The sequence below is a fragment of the Paenarthrobacter sp. DKR-5 genome (assembly GCF_018531425.1).
In the GTDB taxonomy this organism is placed as follows: Bacteria; Actinomycetota; Actinomycetes; order Actinomycetales; family Micrococcaceae; genus DKR-5.
Map to the genome: position 1 here is coordinate 92,485 of NZ_JAHBOI010000001.1, position 20,396 is coordinate 112,880.

The window sequence follows — 20,396 nt, forward strand, 5'->3', positions numbered from 1 at the left end:
CAGCCGCTATTAGCGGCCGGCCTTCTTCTTGCCGGCAACGGTGCGCTTCGGACCCTTGCGGGTGCGGGCGTTGGTCTTCGTGCGCTGTCCGCGCACGGGCAGGCCGCGGCGGTGGCGCAGGCCTTCGTAGCTTCCGATTTCCACCTTGCGGCGGATGTCGGCGGCCACCTCGCGGCGAAGGTCACCCTCTACCTTGTAGTTGCCCTCGATGTAGTCACGCAGCTGGACCAGATCAGCGTCGGTCAGGTCCTTGACGCGAACGTCAGGGCTGATGCCGGTGGCGGCCAGGGTTTCGTGTGCACGGGTCTTGCCCACGCCGTAAATGTATGTAAGCGCTACTTCCAACCGCTTTTCGCGGGGAATGTCTACGCCAGCGAGACGAGCCATAGTGGCGGTACTCCTTGGATAAACCGGAGGTCGTAGGCAGTACACCCTCGATGTGAGGCCCCGGCCTCCGACCGGGGGTACGCGGTGGGAATTCCACCGCTTGTGCTGCCTTTATGTAACTTGCGTGGGTGCAGTGCCAGCGATTCCCTGGAGGGAATCAGCCCTGGCGCTGCTTGTGGCGCGGGTTCTCGCAGATCACCATGACCCGCCCGTTACGGCGGATCACCTTGCACTTGTCGCAGATCTGCTTGACGCTCGGCTTGACCTTCATGGCGTTCCTTTGCGTGTTTTGCAGGTGGTCACCGGACAACGGCCGCGCACCACCCAGGGCAGGGCGGCGCCGGCTGACGTCGGCGTTTACTTGTAGCGGTAGACGATACGACCCCGGGTGAGGTCGTAAGGGCTCAGCTCCACCACCACACGGTCCTCGGGGAGGATCCTGATGTAGTGCTGGCGCATCTTTCCTGAGATGTGAGCAAGGACGACGTGCTTGTTGGTGAGCTCAACACGAAACATCGCGTTGGGCAGCGCCTCAGTCACAACGCCCTCGATCTCAATGACCCCGTCTTTCTTGGCCATATCCTCCGCTAACTTTGGTTGCCGATGCCTGGAGCGCCGTTTCGGCGGTCCTCACAACGGACGTTTGTTGGTGGTACGTTTGCCTCACGAATCCCGGGGAGCCCGGTAAATGGGCAGGGGAACGCAGACAACCAACAAACAACTCTACGCCATCGGCTGCGCAAAGTTAAATCAGGCTGTACCCTGTCCCCTCGGTCCGCCGCCGCCCCGTCATCCGCTCAAACCCGGGGATAGGCGGGCCACTCCCCCGCCGTCGTCCGCACCGTTTCGGCCCCGGCCACACCATCAAGGATGGCGCGCCGAAGCGCCTCGGCCGCGGCCGCCTGCAGCTCGATGACTGCCGTCAGGGCCTCCTGCCCCTCGCCTGAGATCGGGACCTCGCGGGTACTCAGGGCGAAAACCGTGTCCCCGTCAGCGAGAGTGTGCACAGGGCTGAGCGCCCGGGCCATCCCGGCGTGCCCGGCGGTCGCCAGCCGTTTGCACTGCGCCACGTCCAGCACCGCGTTCGTCACGAGGACGGCGATGGTGGTGTTGGCTCCGGCGGGTGAAGCAGCACCGGGGACCGGGAGCACCGTTTGTTCCGGCCCTGCCCAGAGGACGCCGGCCGCGTTGACCACCGCAACGGCCCCCACGACGATGCCGGCGTTGGCGCCGCCCAACCGCACCGCCGCGTTGCCCAGGCCGCCCTTGAACGATCCGCGGCCGATTGCCGCTCCGGTGCCCGCGCCCACGTTGCCGCGCAGGGCCGGGCCGTCGTTCGCCGCCGCTGCCGCGGCGTACCCCAGGTCAGGGTCTGGCCGCGCACCGAAGTCCCCGCCGCGGCCGAGGTCGAAAATCGCGGCGGCCGGCACGATGGGCACCACGCCGCCTGGCACTTCGAAGCCGCGGCCGTGTTCCTCGCACCAGCGCTGCACGCCGGAGGCCGCGGCCAGACCATAGGCGCTGCCGCCCGTCAGCACCACGGCATCCACCGTGGGCACCAGCGTGGTCGGATCCAGCGCATCCGTCTCGTGAGTGCCGGGCCCGCCCCCGCGGACGTCGACCGAACCGTAAGTGCCGCGCGGCGGGACGACGACTGTCACCCCGGAAAGCCACCCCTGGCCCCGGCGCTGGCTGTGGCCGACCCGGACTCCCGGCACGTCGGCCACGGAGGAAACGTCAGATTCCATGAGCTCATTCTCGCCTCTCGGCGCGCATTATTGACGGCCCCCGGGAAATGAACACAAAATGAACCACCGGAGAACAGTTAGTCACTGCCGGTGGAATAGATAGGAAAAGAAGCCAATTCATCTCCGACGGCGTGGTGAAGTGGAAGGGATCCACCCGCGCCTGACACATCCCGGTTGGCCACTGTCAGCTGCGCCCTTCTATACCTAAGGTTGTCCGTATGAGCCGGCTCAGAACCCAGGAGCCCCCAACTGCCCCCGCATCGGGCGGCGCCACCGTTCGCAGAAAATATTTCACCGGCCGAACCCGCCGTGATTTCTTCGTCTTTCTCGCTTTTGCCCTTCCGAACCTGATTCTCATCGGGGCCTTCACGTACCGGCCGTTGTTCAGCAACATTTACTACTCGACGCTGAACTGGACGCTGGGCTCACCGAGCGCCACCGTCGTGGGGTTCGGGAACTACATCACGTTCTTCACCTCGCCCGACGCGGCGGCAGTTCTGGGCACCACGGCCATCTTCACCGCGGTGACGGTCGGCGGTTCGATGATCCTCGGCCTGCTGGTGTCGCTGGCCCTGAACCTGAAGATCCGGGGCACCACGTTCGCCCGCTCCGCGGTCTTTGCCCCGTTCGTCCTTTCCGGCGTCGGAGTCGGCCTGGTCTGGCTCTTCATCTTCGACCCGGTCTACGGCGTGCTCGCCTGGGTCCTGCGCGGGCTGGGCCAGACCAGCCCGCAGTGGATCAACGATCCGCAGCTGGCCCTGGCCATGGTCATCATCGTGTACGTCTGGAAGAACCTCGGCTACTGCGCCGTCGTCTATCTCGCCGGGCTGCAGTCCCTGCCGAACGACGTCATGGAAGCCGCCCAGCTCGACGGCGCCGGCAGCTTCCGCCGGTTCGTCAGCATCTCGGTGCCGCTGCTCTCGCCCACCACGTTCTTCCTGCTGATCACTTCGCTGCTCAGCTCCCTGCAGGCCTTCGACCTGATCCGCGTCATGACTCCGCTGGGCAATGGCACCAGCACGCTGATCTTCGAGGCGTACAAGCAGGCTTTCGGCGCCTACAACCGCGCTGGCTACTCTGCGACCATCTCAGTGATCCTCTTTGTGATCCTGCTGGCCATGACGGGTTTCCAGCTGCGCTTCGTGGAGAAGAAGGTGCATTACGCATGAGCACCGCCACCCGACCTCAGACCCAGCCGTCGTCCGGCTCCACGGGTGAGTTCGTTCCCCGTGACCGCCCGCTCTCCTGGGCCAACATCGCCAAGACCATCGCCGGTGGCTACGTACCGCTCATCATTGCCACGCTGGTGGTGTTCCTCCCGCTGCTGTGGATGGTTCTCTCCTCGTTCAAGGCGCCGGGCGAAATCATCACCACGGACCTGAAGGTCCTGCCGCAGGGGCTGAACTTCGGCAACTATGCGGAGGCGATGACCACCGTGCCGTTCGCCAAGTTCTTCCTCAACAGCGTGATCGTGACAACGATCGGCTCCGTCGTGAAGGTGACGCTGGCCATCGCCACCGCCTACGCGCTCGTGTTTGTCCGCTTCCCGTTCAAGCGGGTCATCTTCGTGCTGATCCTCGTCGCGCTCATGGTTCCGCCGCAGGTGTCCATCCTGCCCAACTACATCCTGGTCGCCGGCCTCGGCGGGCAGAACACCTACTGGGGCATCATCCTGCCCGGGCTGGGCACCGCCTTCGGCACCTTCCTGCTGCGCCAGCACTTCATGACCCTGCCGGCCTCGATCCTCGAGGCTGCGGAGATTGACGGGGCGGGCCACTGGCGCCGCCTTTGGCGGATCGTGGTTCCCATCTCGATGCCCAGCATCGCCACCGTCGCACTGGTGACCATCGTCAGCGAGTGGAACGACTACATCTGGCCGCTGATCATCGTGGACAAGCCCGACATGATGACCCTCCCGGTAGGCCTGACCCTGCTGCAGAACTCCGAGAGCGGCTCCTCGGGCTGGGGCATCATGATGGCCGGGGCCGTGCTCGTCGTCGTTCCCGTGCTGATCATCTTTGCCGCGCTCCAGCGCTACATCGTGGCCGGCCTCACCCAAGGCTCGGTGACGGGTTAACCCAGCCCGCCGCCGCACTGCACCATCGAACACCCAAGAAAGGCAACACCAATGTCGGGATTCCCGAAGCTACCGCTTGATCGACGTTCGTTCCTGTCCCTCGCCGCGCTGGGCGCCGGCGCCGCCACCCTCGCCGCCTGCGGTGGGCCCTCCACCACTTCCGGCGGGCCCACCGCCCAGGCGGACATCGACTTCTCGGGCGTCAAGCCGGCCAGCCAGATCACCTTCTGGTCCAACCACCCTGGCAAGTCGGAGGACGCCGAAAAGGCGATCATCGAGAAGTTCCACGCGTCGCAGAGCGACATCAAGGTCAACCTTGTGACCGCCGGGGCCAACTACGAGGAAGTCGCGCAGAAGTTCCAGACCGCGCAGCAGGGCGGCGAGCTGCCCAACATCGTGATCTTCTCCGATGTCTGGTGGTTCCGCTACTTCCTCAATGGCTCGATCATCCCGCTGGACAGCCTGCTCAAGCAGCTCGACTTCAAGATCTCGGACTACCGCAAGCAGCTGCTGGGCGACTACCAGTACGGCGGCAAGCAGTGGGCCGTCCCCTACGCCCGCTCCACCCCGCTCTTTTACTACAACAAGGACCACTTCAAGGCGGCCGGCCTGCCGGACCGCGCGCCGAAGACCTGGCAGGAGTTCGCCGAGTGGGCGCCGAAGATCAAGGCGGCGAACCCCGGCATCCAGAACGTCTACCAGCACCCGGCCCTGGCCGACTACGCCGGCTGGACCCTGCAGAACCAGCTGTGGGGCGAGGGCGCCGCCTGGAGCGACAAGTTCACCATCACCGCGGACGCGGACAAGACCGTCAAGGCCATGCAGATGGTCCAGGACACCGTGTACAAGGACAAGTGGGCCGGCGTCTCCTCCAAGGATGCGTCCGCAGACCTCTCCGCCGGCGCCGTGTCCGCCACGATGAGCTCGACCGGCTCGCTGGTTGGCGTGCTCAAGGCTGCCAAGTTCAACGTCGGCGTAGGCTTCCTGCCCGGCGGCTCCGTCAACACCACGAACGTCTGCCCGACCGGCGGCGCGGGCCTGGGGATCCCGAAGAACAACACGAAGGAGCAGCAGCTTGCTGCGGCCACCTTCCTGAAGTTCCTCACCTCCCCCGAGAACACCGCGGCGTTCTCCGCGGCCACCGGGTACATGCCGGTCCGCGAATCGGCCGACATGAGCGCGGTGCTCGCGAAGCACCCGCAGATCAAGACGGCGATCGACCAGCTCTCCGTCACCCGCCAGCAGGACTACGCCCGTGTCTTCCTGCCCGGCGCCGACCAGGAGATGGCCAAAGCTGCAGGCAAGATCCTCACCCAGCAGGGCGACGTGAAGTCCGCGCTGGACGAGCTGCAGAAGACCCTCCAGGGCATCTACGACAACGATGTGAAGCCGCACCTGAGCGCCTGACGCGCCCAGGCCTGAAATGACGCAGGCCTGAAAACGAGGGAGGCTCCCCGCAGCAACTGCTGCGGGGAGCCTCCCTCGTTTAATGCCGGGTGCGCTCGCTCAGGCCGGCGGGACGGGAACGACCCCGAGCGGGGCAAGCTTCGCAGCACCGCCGTCCACGGCCGTCAGGACCCAGATGCCACCGCGGTGCACGGCGACTGAGTGCTCCCAGTGCGCCGCACGGGCCCCGTCGCTGGTGACGACCGTCCAGCCGTCGTCGAGCACACGGGTCTGCAGCGAGCCGCGCACCAGCATCGGTTCGATGGCCAGCGCCATCCCCGGTTTGACCTTCGGACCCCGGTGCCGGGACCGGTAGTTGAGCACGTCGGGCGCCATGTGCATGCTGGTGCCGATGCCGTGCCCCACGTAGTCCTCCAGGATGCCCAGCTTCTCCCCCACGGCAGCTGTGACGTAGTCGTCGATCGCGTCGCCGACGTTGCCCACGTACTTGGCCGTGGCCAGTGCGGCGATCCCGTGCCACATCGCTGCCTCTGTGACGTCGGAGAGCTCCTGGTCCGCCGGGTCCCCGTCACCGATGATCACGGTCCGGGCGGAATCGCCGTGCCAGCCCTGCACCACCGCGCCGCCGTCAATGGACACCACGTCCCCGTCGCGCAGCACGTAGCCGCCGGGGATGCCGTGCACCACCTGCTCGTTCACGGAGGTGCAGATCGTGGCGGGGTAGCCTTCATAGCCGAGGAAGTTGGAGGCGGCCCCGGCCTCCCTGATCACCGCTGCCGCGGCGGCGTCCAGGTCCGCCGTCGTCGCCCCGGCTACCGCGGCTGCCACGGCGGCGTCCAGCGCCCGGCTGGTCACCACCCCGGCCTCCTGCATCAGCTTCAGCTGCGCCGGTGTCTTGTACTCAATGCTGTCGCGGCCCAAAACCACTCCTCTTCCTGCAGTGAAGGCCGAAGGCCCCCGCGCCAGCAGCGCAGGGGCCTTCCGTCGTTGTCGTACGCGCTACTGCGCGGCTTCGGCCGTAGCCGACTCGATCGCTGCCATCACACGGTCGGTGACCTCGTCGATGGCGCCGATGCCGTCCACCTTGGCGAGGATGCCGTGCTCGGCATACTTCGTCACCACGGCTTCGGTCTGCTGGTGGTACAGGTCCAGCCGGTGGCGGATGACGGTTTCGTTGTCATCGCTGCGCCCGGTCTCCTTCGCCCGGCCGAGCAGCCGCTTGACGAGCTCCTCGTCATCGGCGGTCAGCTGCAGCACCACGTCCAGCCGCTGGTCGTTCGAGGCGAGGATGTCGTCGAGCTCGGTCACCTGCGCCGTCGTCCGGGGGTAGCCGTCGAGCAGGAACCCGTCCTTGACGTCGTCCTGGCCCAGGCGGTCGCGGACCATTTTGTTCGTGACGCTGTCCGGGACGAAGTCCCCGTTGTCCATGTACTTCTTTGCTTCGACGCCCAGCTCGGTCATGTCCCGGACGTTCTGCCGGAAGATGTCGCCGGTCGAAATGGCGACGACGCCGAGCCGCTCGGAGATCCGTTCCGCCTGGGTGCCTTTACCCGAACCGGGAGGACCAATAATCAGCATTCTCGTCATCGCAATAACCCTTCGTAGTGACGTTGTTGAAGCTGCGCATCAATCTGCTTGACGGTCTCCAGGCCGACGCCGACCATGATCAGCAGCGACGTGCCGCCGAACGGGAACTGCTGGTTGGCGTTGATCAGGACAAGGGCCACCAACGGAATCAGGGCTACGAACCCCAGGTAGATGGCGCCCGGCAGGGTGATGCGGGAGAGGACGTACTGGAGGTAGTCCGCCGTCGGCCGTCCGGCACGGATGCCGGGGATGAAGCCGCCGTACTTTTTCATGTTGTCCGAGACTTCTTCGGGGTTGAACGTGATGGCCACGTAGAAGTAGGTGAAGAAGACGATCAGCAGGAAGTAGATGATCATGTAGATCGGGTGGTCGCCGCGGGTCAGGTTGGTGGTGATCCAGTTGACCCAGTCCGGGGCGGGCGATCCGTCATGCGGGGTGTTGAACTGCGCGATCAGGGACGGCAGGTACAGCATCGAGGAGGCGAAGATGACGGGCACGACGCCGGCCATGTTCACCTTGATCGGGATGTACGTGCTGGTGCCCCCGACCGTGCGGCGGCCGATCATGCGCTTGGCGTACTGCACCGGCACCCGGCGCTGGGACTGCTCGACGAACACGACCAGGCCCATCACGACGAGCCCGATGACCAGGACGGTGAAGAAGGTGCCCGGGCCCTTGGTGGTCCAGATCTGCCCAAGCGAGGTCGGGAAGCCGGCCGCGATCGAGGTGAAGATCAGGATGGACATACCGTTGCCGACGCCCTTTTCCGTGACCAGCTCGCCCATCCACATGATCAGGCCGGTTCCGGCCGTCAGCGTGATCACGATCAGGATGGTCGTGATGATGGAGTCGCTCGGGATGATCGGTGCCGGGCACTGCGTGCCGAGCAGCTGTCCGGAGCGGGCCAGCGACACCAGCGTCGTGGCGTTGAGCAGGCCGAGTGCGATCGTCAGGTACCGCGTGTACTGCGTCAGCTTGGACTGGCCTGACTGGCCCTCGTCGTAAAGCTGCTGGAAGCGGGGAATGACCACGCGCAGCAGCTGCACGATGATGCTGGCGGTGATGTAGGGCATGATGCCCAGGGCGAAGACGGACACCTGCAGCAGCGCGCCGCCGCTGAACAGGTTGATCAGCTGGTAGACACCCTGGTTGGTGCTGCCGGCCTGCAAACATTGCTGCACGTTCTGGTAGCTCACGCCCGGCGAGGGGATGAACGCACCCAAGCGGAAGATCGCGATGATGCCCAGCGTGAACAACAACTTGCGTCGCAGATCGGGCGTACGAAGGGCCCGGCCGAATGCGCTAAGCAAGCGTCCTCCTGAGGTCTTAGGAAAGTGGGGATTGCGGGAGCCGTCGGTGACCCGCAAACAGTGGTCCGACTACTGAGTCTACCGGGTGCCCGGGCTGCCGGGAGAATCCGGCGGCCGGCCGGTTACGACAAAGACTCCCGGTGGGTGGAACTTCAGTCCCACCCACCGGGAGTCCAGTCAGCTAAAGCGCGCCGGAGCGTGCTTAGAGTGCCGTGGTGCTTCCACCCGCGGCCGCGATCTTCTCGGCGGCGCTAGCGGAGAACGCATTCGCTGTGACGTCCACCTTGACGGTGATGTCGCCGGTGCCCAGCACCTTCACGGGCTGGTTCTTGCGAACCGCACCCTTCTCGACCAGGTTCTCCACGGTCACCGTGCCACCCTCGGGGAACAGCTCGGAGAGCTTGTCGAGGTTGACGACCTGGAATTCCACGCGGAACGGGTTCTTGAACCCGCGCAGCTTCGGCAGGCGCATGTGCAGCGGCAGCTGGCCGCCGGCAAAGCCAGCCTTCACCTGGTAGCGGGCCTTCGTACCCTTGGTACCGCGACCGGCGGTCTTACCCTTGGAGCCTTCACCGCGGCCCACACGGGTCTTCGCGGTCTTGGCGCCGGCGGCGGGACGCAGGTGGTGGACCTTGAGCGCGTGCTCCTTGGCTTCCGCCTGAGCAGCGGTTTCCTTCTCTGCCATTACTTCGCCTCCTCAACCTTCACGAGGTGCGGAACCGTGTTGATCATTCCAACGGTCACTTCGTCGGCGGTACGGACCACGGAGTGGCCGATGCGCTTCAGACCGAGTGAGCGAAGGGTGTCGCGCTGGTTCTGCTTGCCGCCAATGACGGACTTGATCTGAGTGATTTCCAACTTTGCGTCGGATGCAACGAGGTTCTTCGGGGTTGCCATTACGCACCTGCCTTCTGCTGAAGAGAACGGAGCAGTGCCGGCGGAACAACCTCGTCCATCGGCAGCCCGCGGCGGGCGGCGACAGCAGCAGGCTCTTCGAGCTTGCGCAGCGCCTCCACCGTGGCGTGCACGATGTTGATCGCGTTGGAGGAGCCGAGGGACTTGGACAGGACGTCGTGGACGCCTGCGCACTCGAGCACGGCACGCACCGGACCACCGGCGATAACACCGGTACCCGGGGACGCCGGACGCAGCAGCACTACGCCCGCAGCGGCCTCGCCCTGCACGGTGTGCGGGACGGTGCCCTGGACGCGGGGAACGCGGAAGAAGGACTTCTTCGCTTCCTCGACGCCCTTGGCGATGGCCGCGGGAACTTCCTTGGCCTTGCCGTAGCCGACGCCCACCAGGCCGTTGCCGTCACCGACGACAACCAGCGCGGTGAAGCTGAAGCGACGGCCGCCCTTGACGACCTTCGCCACACGGTTGATGGCTACAACGCGCTCGACGTACTGGTTCTTCTCTGCGTCGCGGGCGCTGTCGCGGCCACCACGGCCGCCGCGCTCGCCACGGCCACCACGGTCGCCACGCTCGCCACGGCGTCCGCCGCGGCGGTCGTCCGTGCTCGTAGCGGCGGACTCGGGGGCCTCAGTTGCTTCAGCAGCTACAGCTTCAGTCACCTGATTTTCCTTTTCATTGTTGACAGCGGTCACAGTGCCAGCCCACCTTCGCGTGCGCCGTCGGCGACGGCGGCGATCCGGCCGTGGTACTTGTTGCCGCCGCGGTCGAAGACCACAGCTTCGATTCCGGCCTTCTTGGCACGCTCGGCCACGAGCTCGCCGACGCGCTTGGCCTTGGCGGTCTTGTCGCCGTCGAACGCGCGCAGGTCGGCTTCCAGCGTGGAAGCGGACGCCACGGTGATGCCCTGGCTGTCATCGACGACCTGCACGAAGACGTGGCGGGCCGAACGGTTCACGACCAGGCGCGGACGAACCGCGCTGCCCGTAATGCGCTTGCGAACGCGCAGGTGACGCCGGCCGCGGGAGGCCTGCTTGCTCTTACCTTTTACTCCAAGAGCCATGATTACTTACCAGCCTTTCCGACCTTGCGGCGGATAACTTCGCCAGCGTAGCGAATGCCCTTGCCCTTGTACGGGTCGGGCTTGCGCAGCTTGCGGATGTTGGCAGCGACCTCGCCGACCTGCTGCTTGTCGATACCGGAGACGGAGAGCCTGGTGGGGCCCTCGACGGTCAGGGTGATGCCTTCCGGAGCCTTGACGGCGACCGGGTGGCTGTAGCCCAGAGCGAACTCCAGGTCAGAACCCTTGGCCTGGACACGGTAACCGGTGCCCACAATCTCGAGCTTCTTCTCGTAGCCGTCGGTGACGCCCACGATCATGTTCGAGATCAGGGTGCGGGTCAGGCCGTGCAGCGAACGCGACTCGCGCTCGTCGTTCGGCCGGGTCACCGTCAGCGTGTTCTCCTCGAGGGCGACCTCGATCGGGTTGGCGACGGTGTGGCTGAGTTCACCCTTGGTGCCCTTGACCGAGACAACGTTGCCGTTGACCTTGACCTCGACGCCGGCGGGAACGGTGATGGGGAGACGTCCAATACGTGACATTGTTCTCTTCCTTCCCGTTACCAGACGTAGGCGAGGACTTCCCCACCCACGCCCTTCTTCGACGCCTGGCGGTCCGTGAGCAGACCGGAGGAGGTGGACAGGATGGCGATGCCCAGGCCGCCCAGCACGTGCGGGAGGTTGGTGGACTTCGCGTAAACGCGCAGACCGGGCTTGGAGATGCGGCGAACACCGGCGATGGAACGCTCGCGGTTCGGACCGAACTTCAACTCGATGGTCAGCTTCTTGCCGACCTCGGCATCCTCGACCTTCCAGGAGGCAATGTAGCCTTCGGCCTTCAGGATGTCGGCAACGTGTGCCTTGAGCTTGCTGTAAGGCATAGTCACGGAATCGTGGTATGCCGAGTTTGCATTGCGCAGACGCGTGAGCATGTCTGCGACAGGATCTGTCATAGTCATTTGGGCTCTAGCCCTTCCTCGTAACGGTTTCCAGCTGTGAAGCTGGACCTGCAACGTAGTTGATTAGTCTTCGGTCTTGAACGGGAAACCAAGCGCCTTGAGCAGCGCGCGGCCTTCGTCATCGGTCTTGGCGGTGGTCACGACGGTGATGTCCATGCCGCGCACGCGGTCAATGGAGTCCTGGTCGATCTCGTGGAACATCACTTGTTCGGTCAGACCGAAGGTGTAGTTGCCGTTGCCATCAAACTGCTTGCCGTTGAGCCCGCGGAAGTCACGGATACGCGGCAGGGCCAGCGACACCAGACGGTCCACGAATTCCCACATGCGGTCCCCGCGAAGCGTAGCGTGCGCGCCGATCGGCATGCCTTCGCGCAGCTTGAACTGGGCGATGGACTTGCGGGCCTTGGTCACCTGCGGCTTCTGGCCCGTGATGAGGGTCAGGTCGCGCACGGCACCGTCGATGAGCTTCGAGTCCTTGGCGGCGTCACCGACACCCATGTTCACGACAACCTTCACCAGGCGCGGAACCTGGTTGACGTTCTCGTAGTTGAACTCGTCCTGCAGCGACTTCTTGATGGTCTCCTGGTACTTCGTCTTCAGACGGGGAAGTACCTTGGCCGGGGTTTCGAGCGTCTCGGTCATTAGATGTCCTTCCCGGAGCTCTTGGCCACGCGGACACGCACGGTGCGCTGGCGGCCGTCGCGCTCAACGGTCTCGGTGCGGAAACCGACACGCGTCGGCTTCTTGGTCGACGGGTCAACGACGGCCACGTTGGAAATGTGGATCGGGGCCTCTACGGTCTCGATGCCGCCGGTCTTGGTCCCGCGCTGGGACTGTCCGACCTTGGTGTGCTTGGTGACGCGGTTGATGCCCTCGACGAGCACGCGGTTGGTCTCCGGGAACACGCGAAGAACCTTGCCCTGCTTGCCGCGGTCGCCGCCGCGGTCCTGCTTGGCGCCAGTGATGACCTGGACGAGGTCACCCTTCTTGATCTTGAACTTCGCCATGGTTACAGCACCTCCGGAGCCAGCGAGATGATCTTCATGAACCGCTTGTCGCGCAGCTCGCGGCCAACCGGGCCGAAGATGCGGGTACCGCGGGGGTCGCCGTCGTTCTTGAGAATCACTGCGGCGTTCTCGTCGAACTTGATGTAGGAACCGTCGGCGCGACGGCGCTCCTTCTTGGTGCGGACGACAACCGCCTTGACGACGTCGCCCTTCTTGACGTTGCCGCCCGGGATTGCATCCTTGACGGTGGCAACGATGACGTCGCCGATGCCTGCGTAGCGACGGCCGGAACCACCGAGAACGCGGATGGTGAGGATTTCCTTCGCACCCGTGTTGTCGGCGACCTTCAGTCGCGACTCCTGCTGAATCACTTATTACTCCTGTCGTCGCGCCGGTTCTCACACTCGTGAGCCTTGCGGAACGGATATTGTCTCTTGGCTCGCCTGGAACGCCAGGGCGATCCTAATCCCGGGACCCTCACTGAGGGCCCACGCGCCTCCGTCGCGCACCGCAAGAAACGGCACGCGACGGGAGCGTGTTTGGAATTACTTGGCCTTCTCGAGGATCTCCACGATCCGCCACCGCTTGGTGGCGGAGAGCGGACGAGTCTCGCTGATCAGAACCAGGTCACCGATGCCGGCGCTGTTCTGCTCGTCGTGGGCCTTGACTTTCGAAGTCCGACGGATAACTTTACCGTACAAAGCGTGCTTTACGCGATCTTCCACCTGTACGACGACGGTCTTGTCCATCTTGTCCGAGACCACGTACCCGCGGCGGGTCTTGCGGTAGGCACGCGCGGTGCCCTTTGTCTCGCTCACAGCTGCTTCTTCCTTCTGCTGCTCGGTCACTTGGCATCCTCCTCGGAAACCTCAGCGGCCTCCACAGCCTCAGCCTCGGCGGCCGGCTTTGCGGCCTTCTTGGCTGCAGGCTTCTTGGCGGCGGTCTTCTTCTCCGCCTTCTTTTCTTCCTTGGCTTCCACCACGGGGGCGGCTACGACGGAACGAATGCCCAGCTCACGCTCGCGAAGCACGGTGTAGATGCGGGCGATATCCCGCTTCACCGCGCGCAGGCGGCCGTGGTTCTCCAGCTGTCCGGTAGCGGACTGGAAACGGAGGTTGAACAGCTCCTCCTTGGACTTGCGCAGTTCCTCAACGAGACGCTCGTTGTCGAAACCGTCAAGCTGCGCGGGGGCCAGATCCTTGGATCCAACTGCCATTTCTATTCACCACCTTCGCGACGCACAATGCGTGCCTTCAACGGGAGCTTGTGGATTGCCAGGCGCAGGGCCTCACGAGCTACTTCATCACTGACACCGGAGAGTTCGAACAGAACCCGGCCCGGCTTGACGTTGGCGACCCACCACTCGGGCGAACCCTTACCGGAACCCATGCGGGTTTCGGCCGGCTTCTTCGTCAACGGACGGTCCGGGTAAATGTTGATCCAGACCTTGCCGCCACGCTTGATGTGGCGGGTCATGGCGATACGGGCCGATTCGATCTGACGGTTGGTCACGTAGGCCGGGGTAAGGGCCTGGATACCGTACTCGCCGAAGGTAACCCTGGTGCCGCCGGTGGCAGCGCCGGAACGACCCGGGTGGTGCTGCTTACGGAACTTGACTCGACGTGGGATAAGCATTTAAGCCTGTCCTCCTTCTGCAGTCTCAGCGCCAGCTGCTACTGCCTCGGCCGGAGCCTCGGCTGCAGGAGCCTCAGCGCGGTCGTTGCGACGACGACGGTCGCCGGAAGGACGTCCGCCCGGGCGCTCGCCGCGGCCGCGGGACGGAGCTGCAGCCTGCTGCGCAGCCAGTTCCTTGGCGGTGACGTCACCCTTGTAGATCCAGACCTTCACGCCGATGCGGCCGAAGGTGGTCTTGGCTTCGTAGAAGCCGTAGTCGATGTTCGCGCGCAGGGTGTGCAGGGGCACACGGCCTTCGCGATAGAACTCCGAGCGGCTCATTTCGGCGCCGCCCAGACGGCCCGAGCAAGCAACACGGATGCCCTGGGCACCGGCGCGCTGCGCGGACTGCATGGCCTTCTTCATCGCGCGGCGGAACGCCACGCGGGAAGTCAGCTGCTCGGCGATGCCCTGGGCAACGAGCTGGGCTTCGATCTCGGGGTTCTTGACCTCGAGGATGTTCAGCTGAACCTGCTTGCCGGTGAGCTTCTCCAGCTCGCCGCGGATGCGGTCGGCTTCGGCGCCGCGGCGGCCGATGACGATGCCCGGGCGTGCCGTGTGGATGTCCACGCGGACACGGTCACGGGTGCGCTCGATCTCGACCTTGGCGATGCCGGCGCGCTCCATGCCCGTGGACATGAGCTGGCGGATCTTGACGTCCTCGCGGACGAAGTCCTTGTAGCGCTGGCCGGCCTTGTTGCTGTCGGCAAACCAGTGCGAGACGTGGTCCGTGGTGATGCCGAGTCGGAACCCGTGCGGGTTTACTTTCTGACCCACTTAGCGGCCCTCCTCTTTCTCGGGGGTGGCAACGACAACGGTGATGTGGCTCGTCCGCTTCTTGATGCGGTAAGCGCGGCCCTGGGCACGCGGCTGGAACCGCTTCATGGTCGGGCCTTCATCAACAAACGCTTCGCTGATGTAGAGGTCGCTCTCGTCGAATCCGACGCCGTCACGGTCCGCGAGGACCCGGGCGTTGGCAACGGCGGACTGAACAACCTTGAATACCGGCTCCGAAGCTGCCTGCTCGGCAAACTTCAGAATCGCCAGTGCCTCATTCGCCTGCTTGCCACGAACAAGGTTGACGACGCGCCGGGCCTTCATAGGCGTTACGCGGATGTGCCGCGCAATGGCCTTGGCTTCCATTGCTTTCCTTCTCTCGTCTGTTCCGAAGAGCCAAACGCCTAGCGGCGCTTGCCCTTCTTGTCGTCCTTAACATGGCCGCGGAAAGTCCGCGTGGGGGCGAATTCGCCGAGCTTGTGCCCGACCATCGACTCGGTCACAAACACGGGGATGTGCTTGCGTCCGTCGTGCACGGCGATCGTGTGCCCGAGCATGTCGGGGATGATCATCGACCGGCGGGACCACGTCTTGATGACGTTCTTGGTGCCCTTTTCGTTTTCGTTGGCGACCTTCACAAAGAGGTGCTGGTCAACGAAGGGACCCTTCTTCAGGCTGCGTGGCATGTCTCCAGGCTCCTATCGCTTGTTCTTGCCAGTACGACGGCGACGCACAATAAGCTTGTCGCTCTCTTTGTTCGGGCGGCGGGTGCGGCCCTCGGGCTTGCCGTTCGGGTTGACCGGGTGGCGTCCACCGGAGGTCTTACCTTCACCACCACCGTGGGGGTGGTCGACAGGGTTCATGGCCACACCACGCACGGTCGGGCGGACGCCCTTCCAGCGCAGACGGCCGGCCTTGCCCCAGTTGATGTTCGACTGCTCGGCGTTGCCGACCTCGCCGACCGTGGCGCGGCAGCGCACGTCGACGTTGCGGATTTCACCGGAGGGCAGACGCAGCTGGGCGAAGCGGCCTTCCTTGGCGACGAGCTGAACCGAAGCACCGGCGGAGCGGGCCATCTTGGCACCGCCGCCCGGACGCAGCTCCACGGCGTGGATAACGGTACCCACCGGGATGTTGCGCAGCGGGAGGTTGTTGCCAGGCTTGATGTCGGCGCCGGCTCCGGCCTCGACGAAGTCGCCCTGCTTCAGCTTGTTCGGCGCGATGATGTAGCGCTTGGTGCCATCAACGTAGTGCAGCAGCGCAATGCGTGCGGTGCGGTTCGGATCGTACTCGATCTCGGCAACGCGGGCGTCAACGCCGTCCTTGTCGTGGCGACGGAAGTCGATCAGACGGTACTGGCGCTTGTGTCCGCCACCCTTGTGACGGGTGGTGATCTTACCGGTGTTGTTGCGGCCGCCCTTCTTGGGCAGCGGGCGCACCAACGACTTTTCCGGCGTCGACCGCGTGATTTCTGCGAAGTCGGCTACGCTCGAGCCGCGGCGGCCCGGCGTAGTCGGCTTGTATTTACGGATTCCCATAACTCATTTCCTCGTTAAAGTGGTCTCCGCCCTAGCTGAGCGGACCGCCGAAGATGTCGATAGTGCCTTCCTTCAGGGTGACAATCGCGCGCTTGGTGTCCTTGCGCTGCCCCCATCCGAACTTGGTCCGCTTGCGCTTACCGGCACGGTTGATGGTGTTGATCGAGTCGACCTTGACGGAGAAAATCTTCTCCACGGCCAGCTTGATCTCGGTCTTGTTCGAGCGGGTGTCCACCAGGAAGGTGTACTTGCCCTCGTCGATCAGGCCGTAGCTCTTCTCCGAAACGACGGGTGCAAGCACGACGTCGCGCGGATCCTTAGCGGTGGTCGCGCTCACTTGGCGTCCTCCTTGGCAGTGTTCTTAGCTGCGATGAATGCCTCGTAAGCGGCCTGGGTGAAGATAACGTCATCGGAGACCAGCACGTCGTACGTGTTGAGCTGGTCCGCGTAGATCACGTGGACTTCGGCGAGGTTGCGGACGGACAGCGCGGCGACGTCGTTCGCGCGGTCGATGACCACGAGGACGTTCTTGCGCTCGGTGACCGAACGCAGCGCGTTGCGTGCTTCCTTGGTGGACGGCGCGGAGCCGGCAACCAGGGCGTCGAGGACGTGGATACGGCCGTTGCGTGCCCGGTCCGAGAGGGCGCCGCGGAGAGCAGCAGCCTTCATCTTCTTGGGGGTGCGCTGGCTGTAGTCGCGAGGCGTCGGGCCGTGCACGATGCCACCGCCGGTCATGTGCGGGGCGCGGATCGAACCCTGGCGGGCGCGGCCGGTGCCCTTCTGCTTGAACGGCTTGCGGCCGGCACCGGAAACCTCGGCGCGGGTCTTGGTCTTGTGCGTTCCCTGGCGGGCAGCAGCGAGCTGGGCGACGACGACCTGGTGCAGCAGCGGCACGTTGGTCTGGACGTCGAAGATCTCTGCAGGCAGGTCAACATTCACAGTGTTTGCCATTGGACTAGGCTCCCTTCACGGCGGAACGGACGAGAACGACCGAGCCGCGGGCGCCGGGGACGGCACCCTTGATCAGAAGCAGCGACTTCTCGGCATCCACGCCGTGAACGGTGAGGTTCAGGGTGGTGTGACGGACGGCGCCCATGCGGCCGGCCATGCGAACGCCCTTGAAGACGCGGCTCGGGGTGGATGCGCCACCGATGGAACCGGGCTTGCGGTGGTTCTTGTGGGCACCGTGGGAGGCGCCGACACCGGAGAAGCCGTGACGCTTCATAACACCGGCGAAGCCCTTACCCTTGGAGGTGCCGACGACGTCGACCTTCTGGCCGGCTTCGAAGAGCTCAACGGAGAGCTCCTGGCCCAGCGAGTAGCTGTCGGTGTCTGCAGTGCGCAGCTCGACAACGTGGCGGCGCGGGGTCACGCCGGCCTTCTCGAAGTGGCCGGCCAGCGGCTTGGTCACCTTGCGCGGGTCGATCTGGCCGTAGCCGATCTGAACGGCGGTGTAGCCGTCAACGGCTGCGTCGCGCAGCTGGGTGACGACGTTGGAGTCAGCCTGGACGACGGTTACCGGCACAAGGCGGTTGTTCTCGTCCCAGACCTGGGTCATGCCGAGCTTCGTGCCCAGGATTCCCTTTACATTGCGGATCGCGGTCATAGTTTTCTCAGCACCTCCCTTAGAGCTTGATTTCGATGTTCACGTCGGCAGGCAGGTCGAGACGCATCAGCGAGTCAACGGCCTTCGGCGTGGGGTCGATAATGTCGATCAGACGCTTGTGCGTGCGCATTTCGAAGTGCTCGCGGCTGTCCTTGTACTTGTGGGGCGAACGGATAACGCAGTACACGTTCTTTTCCGTCGGAAGCGGCACGGGGCCGACTACCGTTGCGCCTGCGCGCGTGACCGTCTCAACGATCTTCCGTGCTGAAACATCAATGACCTCGTGGTCATATGACTTCAGCCGGATGCGGATTTTTTGTCCCGCCATGGCGTCGTGACTCTCTTTCCTGACATGCTGCTCTGTTTGGTTACAGTGTTCCGTTGTGCTTCCTGGCACATCTTCCAACAGACTGAATCCGGCAAATCCGGGTTCCTCAATCTGTCGAAGCTCCGACCCCCGAACTCGGGCGTGTCGCGCACGTTACACACACGACATCCCTCAACACTCTCCGGGGATGGGTCATATTTGGGCTTCAGCTTGGACCCTGACGCCAGGCATTATCCTGGCCGGGACACGAAGAAGCGCTTGAACAACTTGTCTAGTCTGCCAGATCGGCTGTGATAAAGCGAATCGGCCCCGCTCCCCCGGCCGAACGGCCACCAACGGCGGGTTGACGGGCGCGGAGGCCGCCACAACTGGCCGCTCGCGGGAGGGAACCGAAGGTCCGGAGCTGTCAGCGGCCGTTGCGGTTGGCGCGGCGGATCTTCTTCGCACGGTCGATTTCGTGCCGGAACGTGCGCCGGCCCCAGACGACGCCGGCCGCCGCGACCGCGACGATTCCGAGGAACACCAGTACTTCCATCAGGCACCCTTTCGTCCCGCCGGTGACGCCGCCCGAAGCAGCGCCTGCATCCGCAAATGCAGAAGGACCCCGCTGCCGGAGCAACGGGGTCCTTCCAAACTAACCCATCAGGTCAGCTGCGAAAACCGATCACTACTTGATGATCTTGGTAACGCGGCCGGATCCAACGGTGCGGCCACCCTCACGGATAGCGAAGCCGAGGCCCTCTTCCATGGCGATGGGCTGGATGAGCTCAACGGTCATCTCAGTGTTGTCGCCGGGCATGACCATTTCAGTACCCTCGGGGAGGGTGATGACGCCGGTCACGTCCGTGGTGCGGAAGTAGAACTGCGGGCGGTAGTTCGAGTAGAACGGGTTGTGACGCCCACCCTCGTCCTTGGACAGGATGTAGACGTTCGCCTCGAAGTCGGTGTGCGGGGTGATCGAACCCGGCTTGACGACAACCTGGCCACGCTCGACATCTTCGCGCTTGATGCCGCGGAGCAGCAGGCCACAGTTCTCGCCGGCCCAAGCCTCGTCGAGCTGCTTGTGGAACATCTCGATACCGGTAACCGTGGTCTTCTGGACCGGACGGATGCCGACGATCTCGACCTCGGAGTTGATGGCCAGGGTGCCACGCTCTGCACGGCCGGTGACGACGGTTCCACGACCGGTGATCGTGAAGACGTCCTCGATCGGCATCAGGAACGGCTTGTCCTTGTCGCGAACCGGGTCCGGAACGTTCTCGTCCACGGCGTCCATCAGGTCCTCAACGGACTTGACCCACTGCGGGTCGCCTTCCAGAGCCTTCAGGCCCGAAACGCGGACAACCGGAGCGTTATCGCCGTCGAAGCCCTGCGAGCTCAGGAGCTCACGAACTTCCATTTCGACGAGGTCGAGGAGCTCTTCGTCGTCAACCATGTCGGACTTGTTCAGGGCAACCAGCAGGTAGGGAACGCCAACCTGGCGGGCGAGCAGCACGTGCTCGCGGGTCTGGGCCATCGGACCGTCGGTAGCGGCAACCACGAGGATCGCGCCGTCCATCTGGGCTGCACCAGTGATCATGTTCTTGATGTAGTCAGCGTGGCCGGGAGCGTCAACGTGTGCGTAGTGGCGCTTTTCGGTCTGGTACTCGATGTGCGCGATGTTGATCGTGATACCGCGCTGCTTCTCCTCAGGAGCCGCATCGATCTGGTCGAAGTTGAACTTCTCGTTGATATCCGGGTACTTGTCAGCAAGCACCTTGGAAATGGCAGCGGTCAACGTGGTCTTACCGTGGTCAACGTGACCAATGGTGCCGATGTTGACGTGCGGCTTAGTCCGCTCGAACTTTGCCTTCGCCACTGGTTCCTCCTAGAACGTTTTGTAGACACATCCACTTCCAACCGCGGGATTTGCGATTGAAACCAGAGCAAGTCTACTTGGGGGGCTGTTATTTGTTGAAATTGCTCTGCACAGGCCGCCCAGCTTATCGCCTTTGGCCTGCGGTTGGGGTTGGCGCCGCCC

General features: G+C 64.3%; 32 protein-coding genes. 3 read left to right on the forward strand and 29 right to left on the reverse strand.

Annotated features, from left to right (window positions below; all coding sequences use genetic code 11):
- Positions 1–9 precede the first annotated feature (9 nt).
- The 4 genes from rpsM to KIH31_RS00450 form a co-directional block, all read right to left on the reverse strand.
- Complete coding sequence (gene rpsM / locus KIH31_RS00435; RefSeq protein ID WP_214425105.1) at positions 10–387, reverse strand: 30S ribosomal protein S13; 378 nt, start codon at positions 385–387, stop codon at positions 10–12.
- A gap of 157 nt (positions 388–544) precedes the next feature.
- Positions 545–658, reverse strand: a complete 114-nt coding sequence (rpmJ, locus tag KIH31_RS00440; protein WP_011775570.1) for a 50S ribosomal protein L36 — start codon at positions 656–658, stop codon at positions 545–547.
- Positions 659–744: 86 nt separating this feature from the next.
- Positions 745–966, reverse strand: a complete 222-nt coding sequence (gene infA, locus KIH31_RS00445; RefSeq protein ID WP_011775571.1) for a translation initiation factor IF-1 — start codon at positions 964–966, stop codon at positions 745–747.
- Between the two features lie 218 nt (positions 967–1,184).
- On the reverse strand, positions 1,185–2,135 hold the full coding sequence (locus KIH31_RS00450) for a P1 family peptidase (protein ID WP_214425106.1): 951 nt from the start codon (positions 2,133–2,135) through the stop codon (positions 1,185–1,187).
- A gap of 218 nt (positions 2,136–2,353) precedes the next feature.
- Here KIH31_RS00450 and KIH31_RS00455 point away from each other — a divergent pair, with 218 nt between their 5' ends.
- From KIH31_RS00455 to KIH31_RS00465, 3 genes are read left to right on the forward strand one after another with little or no spacing between them, the layout of a single operon-like run.
- Positions 2,354–3,304 carry a carbohydrate ABC transporter permease gene (locus KIH31_RS00455; protein ID WP_214425107.1) on the forward strand — a complete coding sequence of 317 codons (951 nt, stop codon included), beginning with the start codon at positions 2,354–2,356 and terminating at the stop codon, positions 3,302–3,304.
- Positions 3,301–4,212: a carbohydrate ABC transporter permease gene (locus KIH31_RS00460; RefSeq protein ID WP_214425108.1), complete on the forward strand. Its 912-nt coding sequence runs from the start codon at positions 3,301–3,303 to the stop codon at positions 4,210–4,212. The genes KIH31_RS00455 and KIH31_RS00460 overlap by 4 nt, the downstream gene beginning before the upstream one ends.
- Before the next feature lie 51 nt (positions 4,213–4,263).
- Complete coding sequence (locus KIH31_RS00465; protein WP_214425109.1) at positions 4,264–5,619, forward strand: ABC transporter substrate-binding protein; 1,356 nt, start codon at positions 4,264–4,266, stop codon at positions 5,617–5,619.
- Between the two features lie 99 nt (positions 5,620–5,718).
- Here the strand turns inward: KIH31_RS00465 and map are convergent, their stop codons facing one another.
- The 25 genes from map to tuf all read right to left on the reverse strand — a co-directional run bounded on the left by map (position 5,719) and on the right by tuf (position 20,234).
- Complete coding sequence (gene map / locus KIH31_RS00470; protein WP_214425110.1) at positions 5,719–6,546, reverse strand: type I methionyl aminopeptidase; 828 nt, start codon at positions 6,544–6,546, stop codon at positions 5,719–5,721.
- A 72-nt stretch (positions 6,547–6,618) separates the two neighbouring features.
- The gene (locus KIH31_RS00475) at positions 6,619–7,197 is read right to left on the reverse strand and encodes an adenylate kinase (protein WP_214425620.1); all 579 of its coding nucleotides are present in this window, start codon (positions 7,195–7,197) and stop codon (positions 6,619–6,621) included.
- Between the two features lie 5 nt (positions 7,198–7,202).
- A complete protein-coding gene (secY, locus tag KIH31_RS00480; protein WP_214425111.1) occupies positions 7,203–8,516 on the reverse strand; it encodes a preprotein translocase subunit SecY in 1,314 nt (437 codons plus the stop codon).
- Between the two features lie 202 nt (positions 8,517–8,718).
- On the reverse strand, positions 8,719–9,201 hold the full coding sequence (gene rplO, locus KIH31_RS00485) for a 50S ribosomal protein L15 (RefSeq protein ID WP_214425112.1): 483 nt from the start codon (positions 9,199–9,201) through the stop codon (positions 8,719–8,721).
- Positions 9,201–9,413, reverse strand: a complete 213-nt coding sequence (gene rpmD, locus KIH31_RS00490) for a 50S ribosomal protein L30 (RefSeq protein ID WP_214425113.1) — start codon at positions 9,411–9,413, stop codon at positions 9,201–9,203. Before rpmD ends, rplO begins: the two co-directional genes overlap by 1 nt.
- Complete coding sequence (gene rpsE, locus KIH31_RS00495) at positions 9,413–10,090, reverse strand: 30S ribosomal protein S5 (RefSeq protein ID WP_214425114.1); 678 nt, start codon at positions 10,088–10,090, stop codon at positions 9,413–9,415. The genes rpmD and rpsE overlap by 1 nt, the downstream gene beginning before the upstream one ends.
- A 29-nt stretch (positions 10,091–10,119) precedes the next feature.
- On the reverse strand, positions 10,120–10,491 hold the full coding sequence (gene rplR, locus KIH31_RS00500) for a 50S ribosomal protein L18 (RefSeq protein WP_214425115.1): 372 nt from the start codon (positions 10,489–10,491) through the stop codon (positions 10,120–10,122).
- Between the two features lie 2 nt (positions 10,492–10,493).
- Entirely contained in the window at positions 10,494–11,030 is a 537-nt protein-coding gene (gene rplF / locus KIH31_RS00505) for a 50S ribosomal protein L6 (protein WP_214425116.1), read from the reverse strand.
- A 17-nt stretch (positions 11,031–11,047) separates the two neighbouring features.
- Positions 11,048–11,446 (reverse strand): 30S ribosomal protein S8, encoded by a 399-nt coding sequence (gene rpsH, locus KIH31_RS00510; protein WP_214425117.1) that lies wholly within the window; start codon positions 11,444–11,446, stop codon positions 11,048–11,050.
- Between the two features lie 63 nt (positions 11,447–11,509).
- On the reverse strand, positions 11,510–12,088 hold the full coding sequence (rplE, locus tag KIH31_RS00515; protein WP_214425118.1) for a 50S ribosomal protein L5: 579 nt from the start codon (positions 12,086–12,088) through the stop codon (positions 11,510–11,512).
- Positions 12,088–12,453: a 50S ribosomal protein L24 gene (gene rplX, locus KIH31_RS00520; protein ID WP_214425119.1), complete on the reverse strand. Its 366-nt coding sequence runs from the start codon at positions 12,451–12,453 to the stop codon at positions 12,088–12,090. The genes rplE and rplX overlap by 1 nt, the downstream gene beginning before the upstream one ends.
- Positions 12,454–12,455: 2 nt before the next feature.
- Positions 12,456–12,824, reverse strand: coding sequence for a 50S ribosomal protein L14 (gene rplN / locus KIH31_RS00525; RefSeq protein WP_214425120.1), 369 nt, complete (start codon positions 12,822–12,824; stop codon positions 12,456–12,458).
- Between the two features lie 174 nt (positions 12,825–12,998).
- Positions 12,999–13,301, reverse strand: coding sequence for a 30S ribosomal protein S17 (gene rpsQ / locus KIH31_RS00530; RefSeq protein WP_307857487.1), 303 nt, complete (start codon positions 13,299–13,301; stop codon positions 12,999–13,001).
- Positions 13,298–13,669: a 50S ribosomal protein L29 gene (gene rpmC / locus KIH31_RS00535; protein ID WP_214425121.1), complete on the reverse strand. Its 372-nt coding sequence runs from the start codon at positions 13,667–13,669 to the stop codon at positions 13,298–13,300. Before rpmC ends, rpsQ begins: the two co-directional genes overlap by 4 nt.
- 2 nt (positions 13,670–13,671) lie before the next feature.
- Positions 13,672–14,088 (reverse strand): 50S ribosomal protein L16, encoded by a 417-nt coding sequence (rplP, locus tag KIH31_RS00540; RefSeq protein WP_214425122.1) that lies wholly within the window; start codon positions 14,086–14,088, stop codon positions 13,672–13,674.
- On the reverse strand, positions 14,089–14,904 hold the full coding sequence (gene rpsC / locus KIH31_RS00545) for a 30S ribosomal protein S3 (RefSeq protein WP_214425123.1): 816 nt from the start codon (positions 14,902–14,904) through the stop codon (positions 14,089–14,091). It abuts the gene before it with no gap.
- Positions 14,905–15,270, reverse strand: coding sequence for a 50S ribosomal protein L22 (rplV, locus tag KIH31_RS00550; RefSeq protein WP_214425124.1), 366 nt, complete (start codon positions 15,268–15,270; stop codon positions 14,905–14,907). It abuts the gene before it with no gap.
- 38 nt (positions 15,271–15,308) lie between these two features.
- Positions 15,309–15,590, reverse strand: a complete 282-nt coding sequence (rpsS, locus tag KIH31_RS00555; RefSeq protein WP_214425125.1) for a 30S ribosomal protein S19 — start codon at positions 15,588–15,590, stop codon at positions 15,309–15,311.
- A 12-nt stretch (positions 15,591–15,602) separates the two neighbouring features.
- Positions 15,603–16,442 (reverse strand): 50S ribosomal protein L2, encoded by an 840-nt coding sequence (gene rplB, locus KIH31_RS00560; protein ID WP_214425126.1) that lies wholly within the window; start codon positions 16,440–16,442, stop codon positions 15,603–15,605.
- 31 nt (positions 16,443–16,473) lie between these two features.
- On the reverse strand, positions 16,474–16,779 hold the full coding sequence (rplW, locus tag KIH31_RS00565) for a 50S ribosomal protein L23 (protein WP_214425127.1): 306 nt from the start codon (positions 16,777–16,779) through the stop codon (positions 16,474–16,476).
- Positions 16,776–17,393: a 50S ribosomal protein L4 gene (rplD, locus tag KIH31_RS00570; RefSeq protein WP_214425128.1), complete on the reverse strand. Its 618-nt coding sequence runs from the start codon at positions 17,391–17,393 to the stop codon at positions 16,776–16,778. Before rplD ends, rplW begins: the two co-directional genes overlap by 4 nt.
- 4 nt (positions 17,394–17,397) lie before the next feature.
- On the reverse strand, positions 17,398–18,048 hold the full coding sequence (rplC, locus tag KIH31_RS00575; protein WP_214425129.1) for a 50S ribosomal protein L3: 651 nt from the start codon (positions 18,046–18,048) through the stop codon (positions 17,398–17,400).
- A gap of 19 nt (positions 18,049–18,067) precedes the next feature.
- Entirely contained in the window at positions 18,068–18,376 is a 309-nt protein-coding gene (gene rpsJ / locus KIH31_RS00580; protein ID WP_003803825.1) for a 30S ribosomal protein S10, read from the reverse strand.
- Positions 18,377–18,782: 406 nt separating this feature from the next.
- Entirely contained in the window at positions 18,783–18,911 is a 129-nt protein-coding gene (locus KIH31_RS18265; RefSeq protein WP_284675916.1) for a hypothetical protein, read from the reverse strand.
- 132 nt (positions 18,912–19,043) lie between these two features.
- The gene (tuf, locus tag KIH31_RS00585; protein ID WP_214425130.1) at positions 19,044–20,234 is read right to left on the reverse strand and encodes an elongation factor Tu; all 1,191 of its coding nucleotides are present in this window, start codon (positions 20,232–20,234) and stop codon (positions 19,044–19,046) included.
- Between the last annotated feature and the right edge of the window lie 162 nt (positions 20,235–20,396).

Coding starts and splice junctions, on each gene's coding strand:
- rpsM (WP_214425105.1), bottom strand. CDS start 387: ATGGCTCGTCTCGCTGGCGTAGACATTCCCCGCGAAAAGCGGTTGGAA.
- rpmJ (WP_011775570.1), bottom strand. CDS start 658: ATGAAGGTCAAGCCGAGCGTCAAGCAGATCTGCGACAAGTGCAAGGTG.
- infA (WP_011775571.1), bottom strand. CDS start 966: ATGGCCAAGAAAGACGGGGTCATTGAGATCGAGGGCGTTGTGACTGAG.
- KIH31_RS00450 (WP_214425106.1), bottom strand. CDS start 2,135: ATGGAATCTGACGTTTCCTCCGTGGCCGACGTGCCGGGAGTCCGGGTC.
- KIH31_RS00455 (WP_214425107.1), top strand. CDS start 2,354: ATGAGCCGGCTCAGAACCCAGGAGCCCCCAACTGCCCCCGCATCGGGC.
- KIH31_RS00460 (WP_214425108.1), top strand. CDS start 3,301: ATGAGCACCGCCACCCGACCTCAGACCCAGCCGTCGTCCGGCTCCACG.
- KIH31_RS00465 (WP_214425109.1), top strand. CDS start 4,264: ATGTCGGGATTCCCGAAGCTACCGCTTGATCGACGTTCGTTCCTGTCC.
- KIH31_RS00475 (WP_214425620.1), bottom strand. CDS start 7,197: ATGCTGATTATTGGTCCTCCCGGTTCGGGTAAAGGCACCCAGGCGGAA.
- rplO (WP_214425112.1), bottom strand. CDS start 9,201: ATGGCAGAGAAGGAAACCGCTGCTCAGGCGGAAGCCAAGGAGCACGCG.
- rpmD (WP_214425113.1), bottom strand. CDS start 9,413: ATGGCAACCCCGAAGAACCTCGTTGCATCCGACGCAAAGTTGGAAATC.
- rplR (WP_214425115.1), bottom strand. CDS start 10,491: ATGGCTCTTGGAGTAAAAGGTAAGAGCAAGCAGGCCTCCCGCGGCCGG.
- rplF (WP_214425116.1), bottom strand. CDS start 11,030: ATGTCACGTATTGGACGTCTCCCCATCACCGTTCCCGCCGGCGTCGAG.
- rpsH (WP_214425117.1), bottom strand. CDS start 11,446: ATGACTATGACAGATCCTGTCGCAGACATGCTCACGCGTCTGCGCAAT.
- rplE (WP_214425118.1), bottom strand. CDS start 12,088: ATGACCGAGACGCTCGAAACCCCGGCCAAGGTACTTCCCCGTCTGAAG.
- rplX (WP_214425119.1), bottom strand. CDS start 12,453: ATGGCGAAGTTCAAGATCAAGAAGGGTGACCTCGTCCAGGTCATCACT.
- rpmC (WP_214425121.1), bottom strand. CDS start 13,669: ATGGCAGTTGGATCCAAGGATCTGGCCCCCGCGCAGCTTGACGGTTTC.
- rplP (WP_214425122.1), bottom strand. CDS start 14,088: ATGCTTATCCCACGTCGAGTCAAGTTCCGTAAGCAGCACCACCCGGGT.
- rplV (WP_214425124.1), bottom strand. CDS start 15,270: ATGGAAGCCAAGGCCATTGCGCGGCACATCCGCGTAACGCCTATGAAG.
- rpsS (WP_214425125.1), bottom strand. CDS start 15,590: ATGCCACGCAGCCTGAAGAAGGGTCCCTTCGTTGACCAGCACCTCTTT.
- rplB (WP_214425126.1), bottom strand. CDS start 16,442: ATGGGAATCCGTAAATACAAGCCGACTACGCCGGGCCGCCGCGGCTCG.
- rplD (WP_214425128.1), bottom strand. CDS start 17,393: ATGGCAAACACTGTGAATGTTGACCTGCCTGCAGAGATCTTCGACGTC.
- rplC (WP_214425129.1), bottom strand. CDS start 18,048: ATGACCGCGATCCGCAATGTAAAGGGAATCCTGGGCACGAAGCTCGGC.
- rpsJ (WP_003803825.1), bottom strand. CDS start 18,376: ATGGCGGGACAAAAAATCCGCATCCGGCTGAAGTCATATGACCACGAG.
- KIH31_RS18265 (WP_284675916.1), bottom strand. CDS start 18,911: ATGGAAGTACTGGTGTTCCTCGGAATCGTCGCGGTCGCGGCGGCCGGC.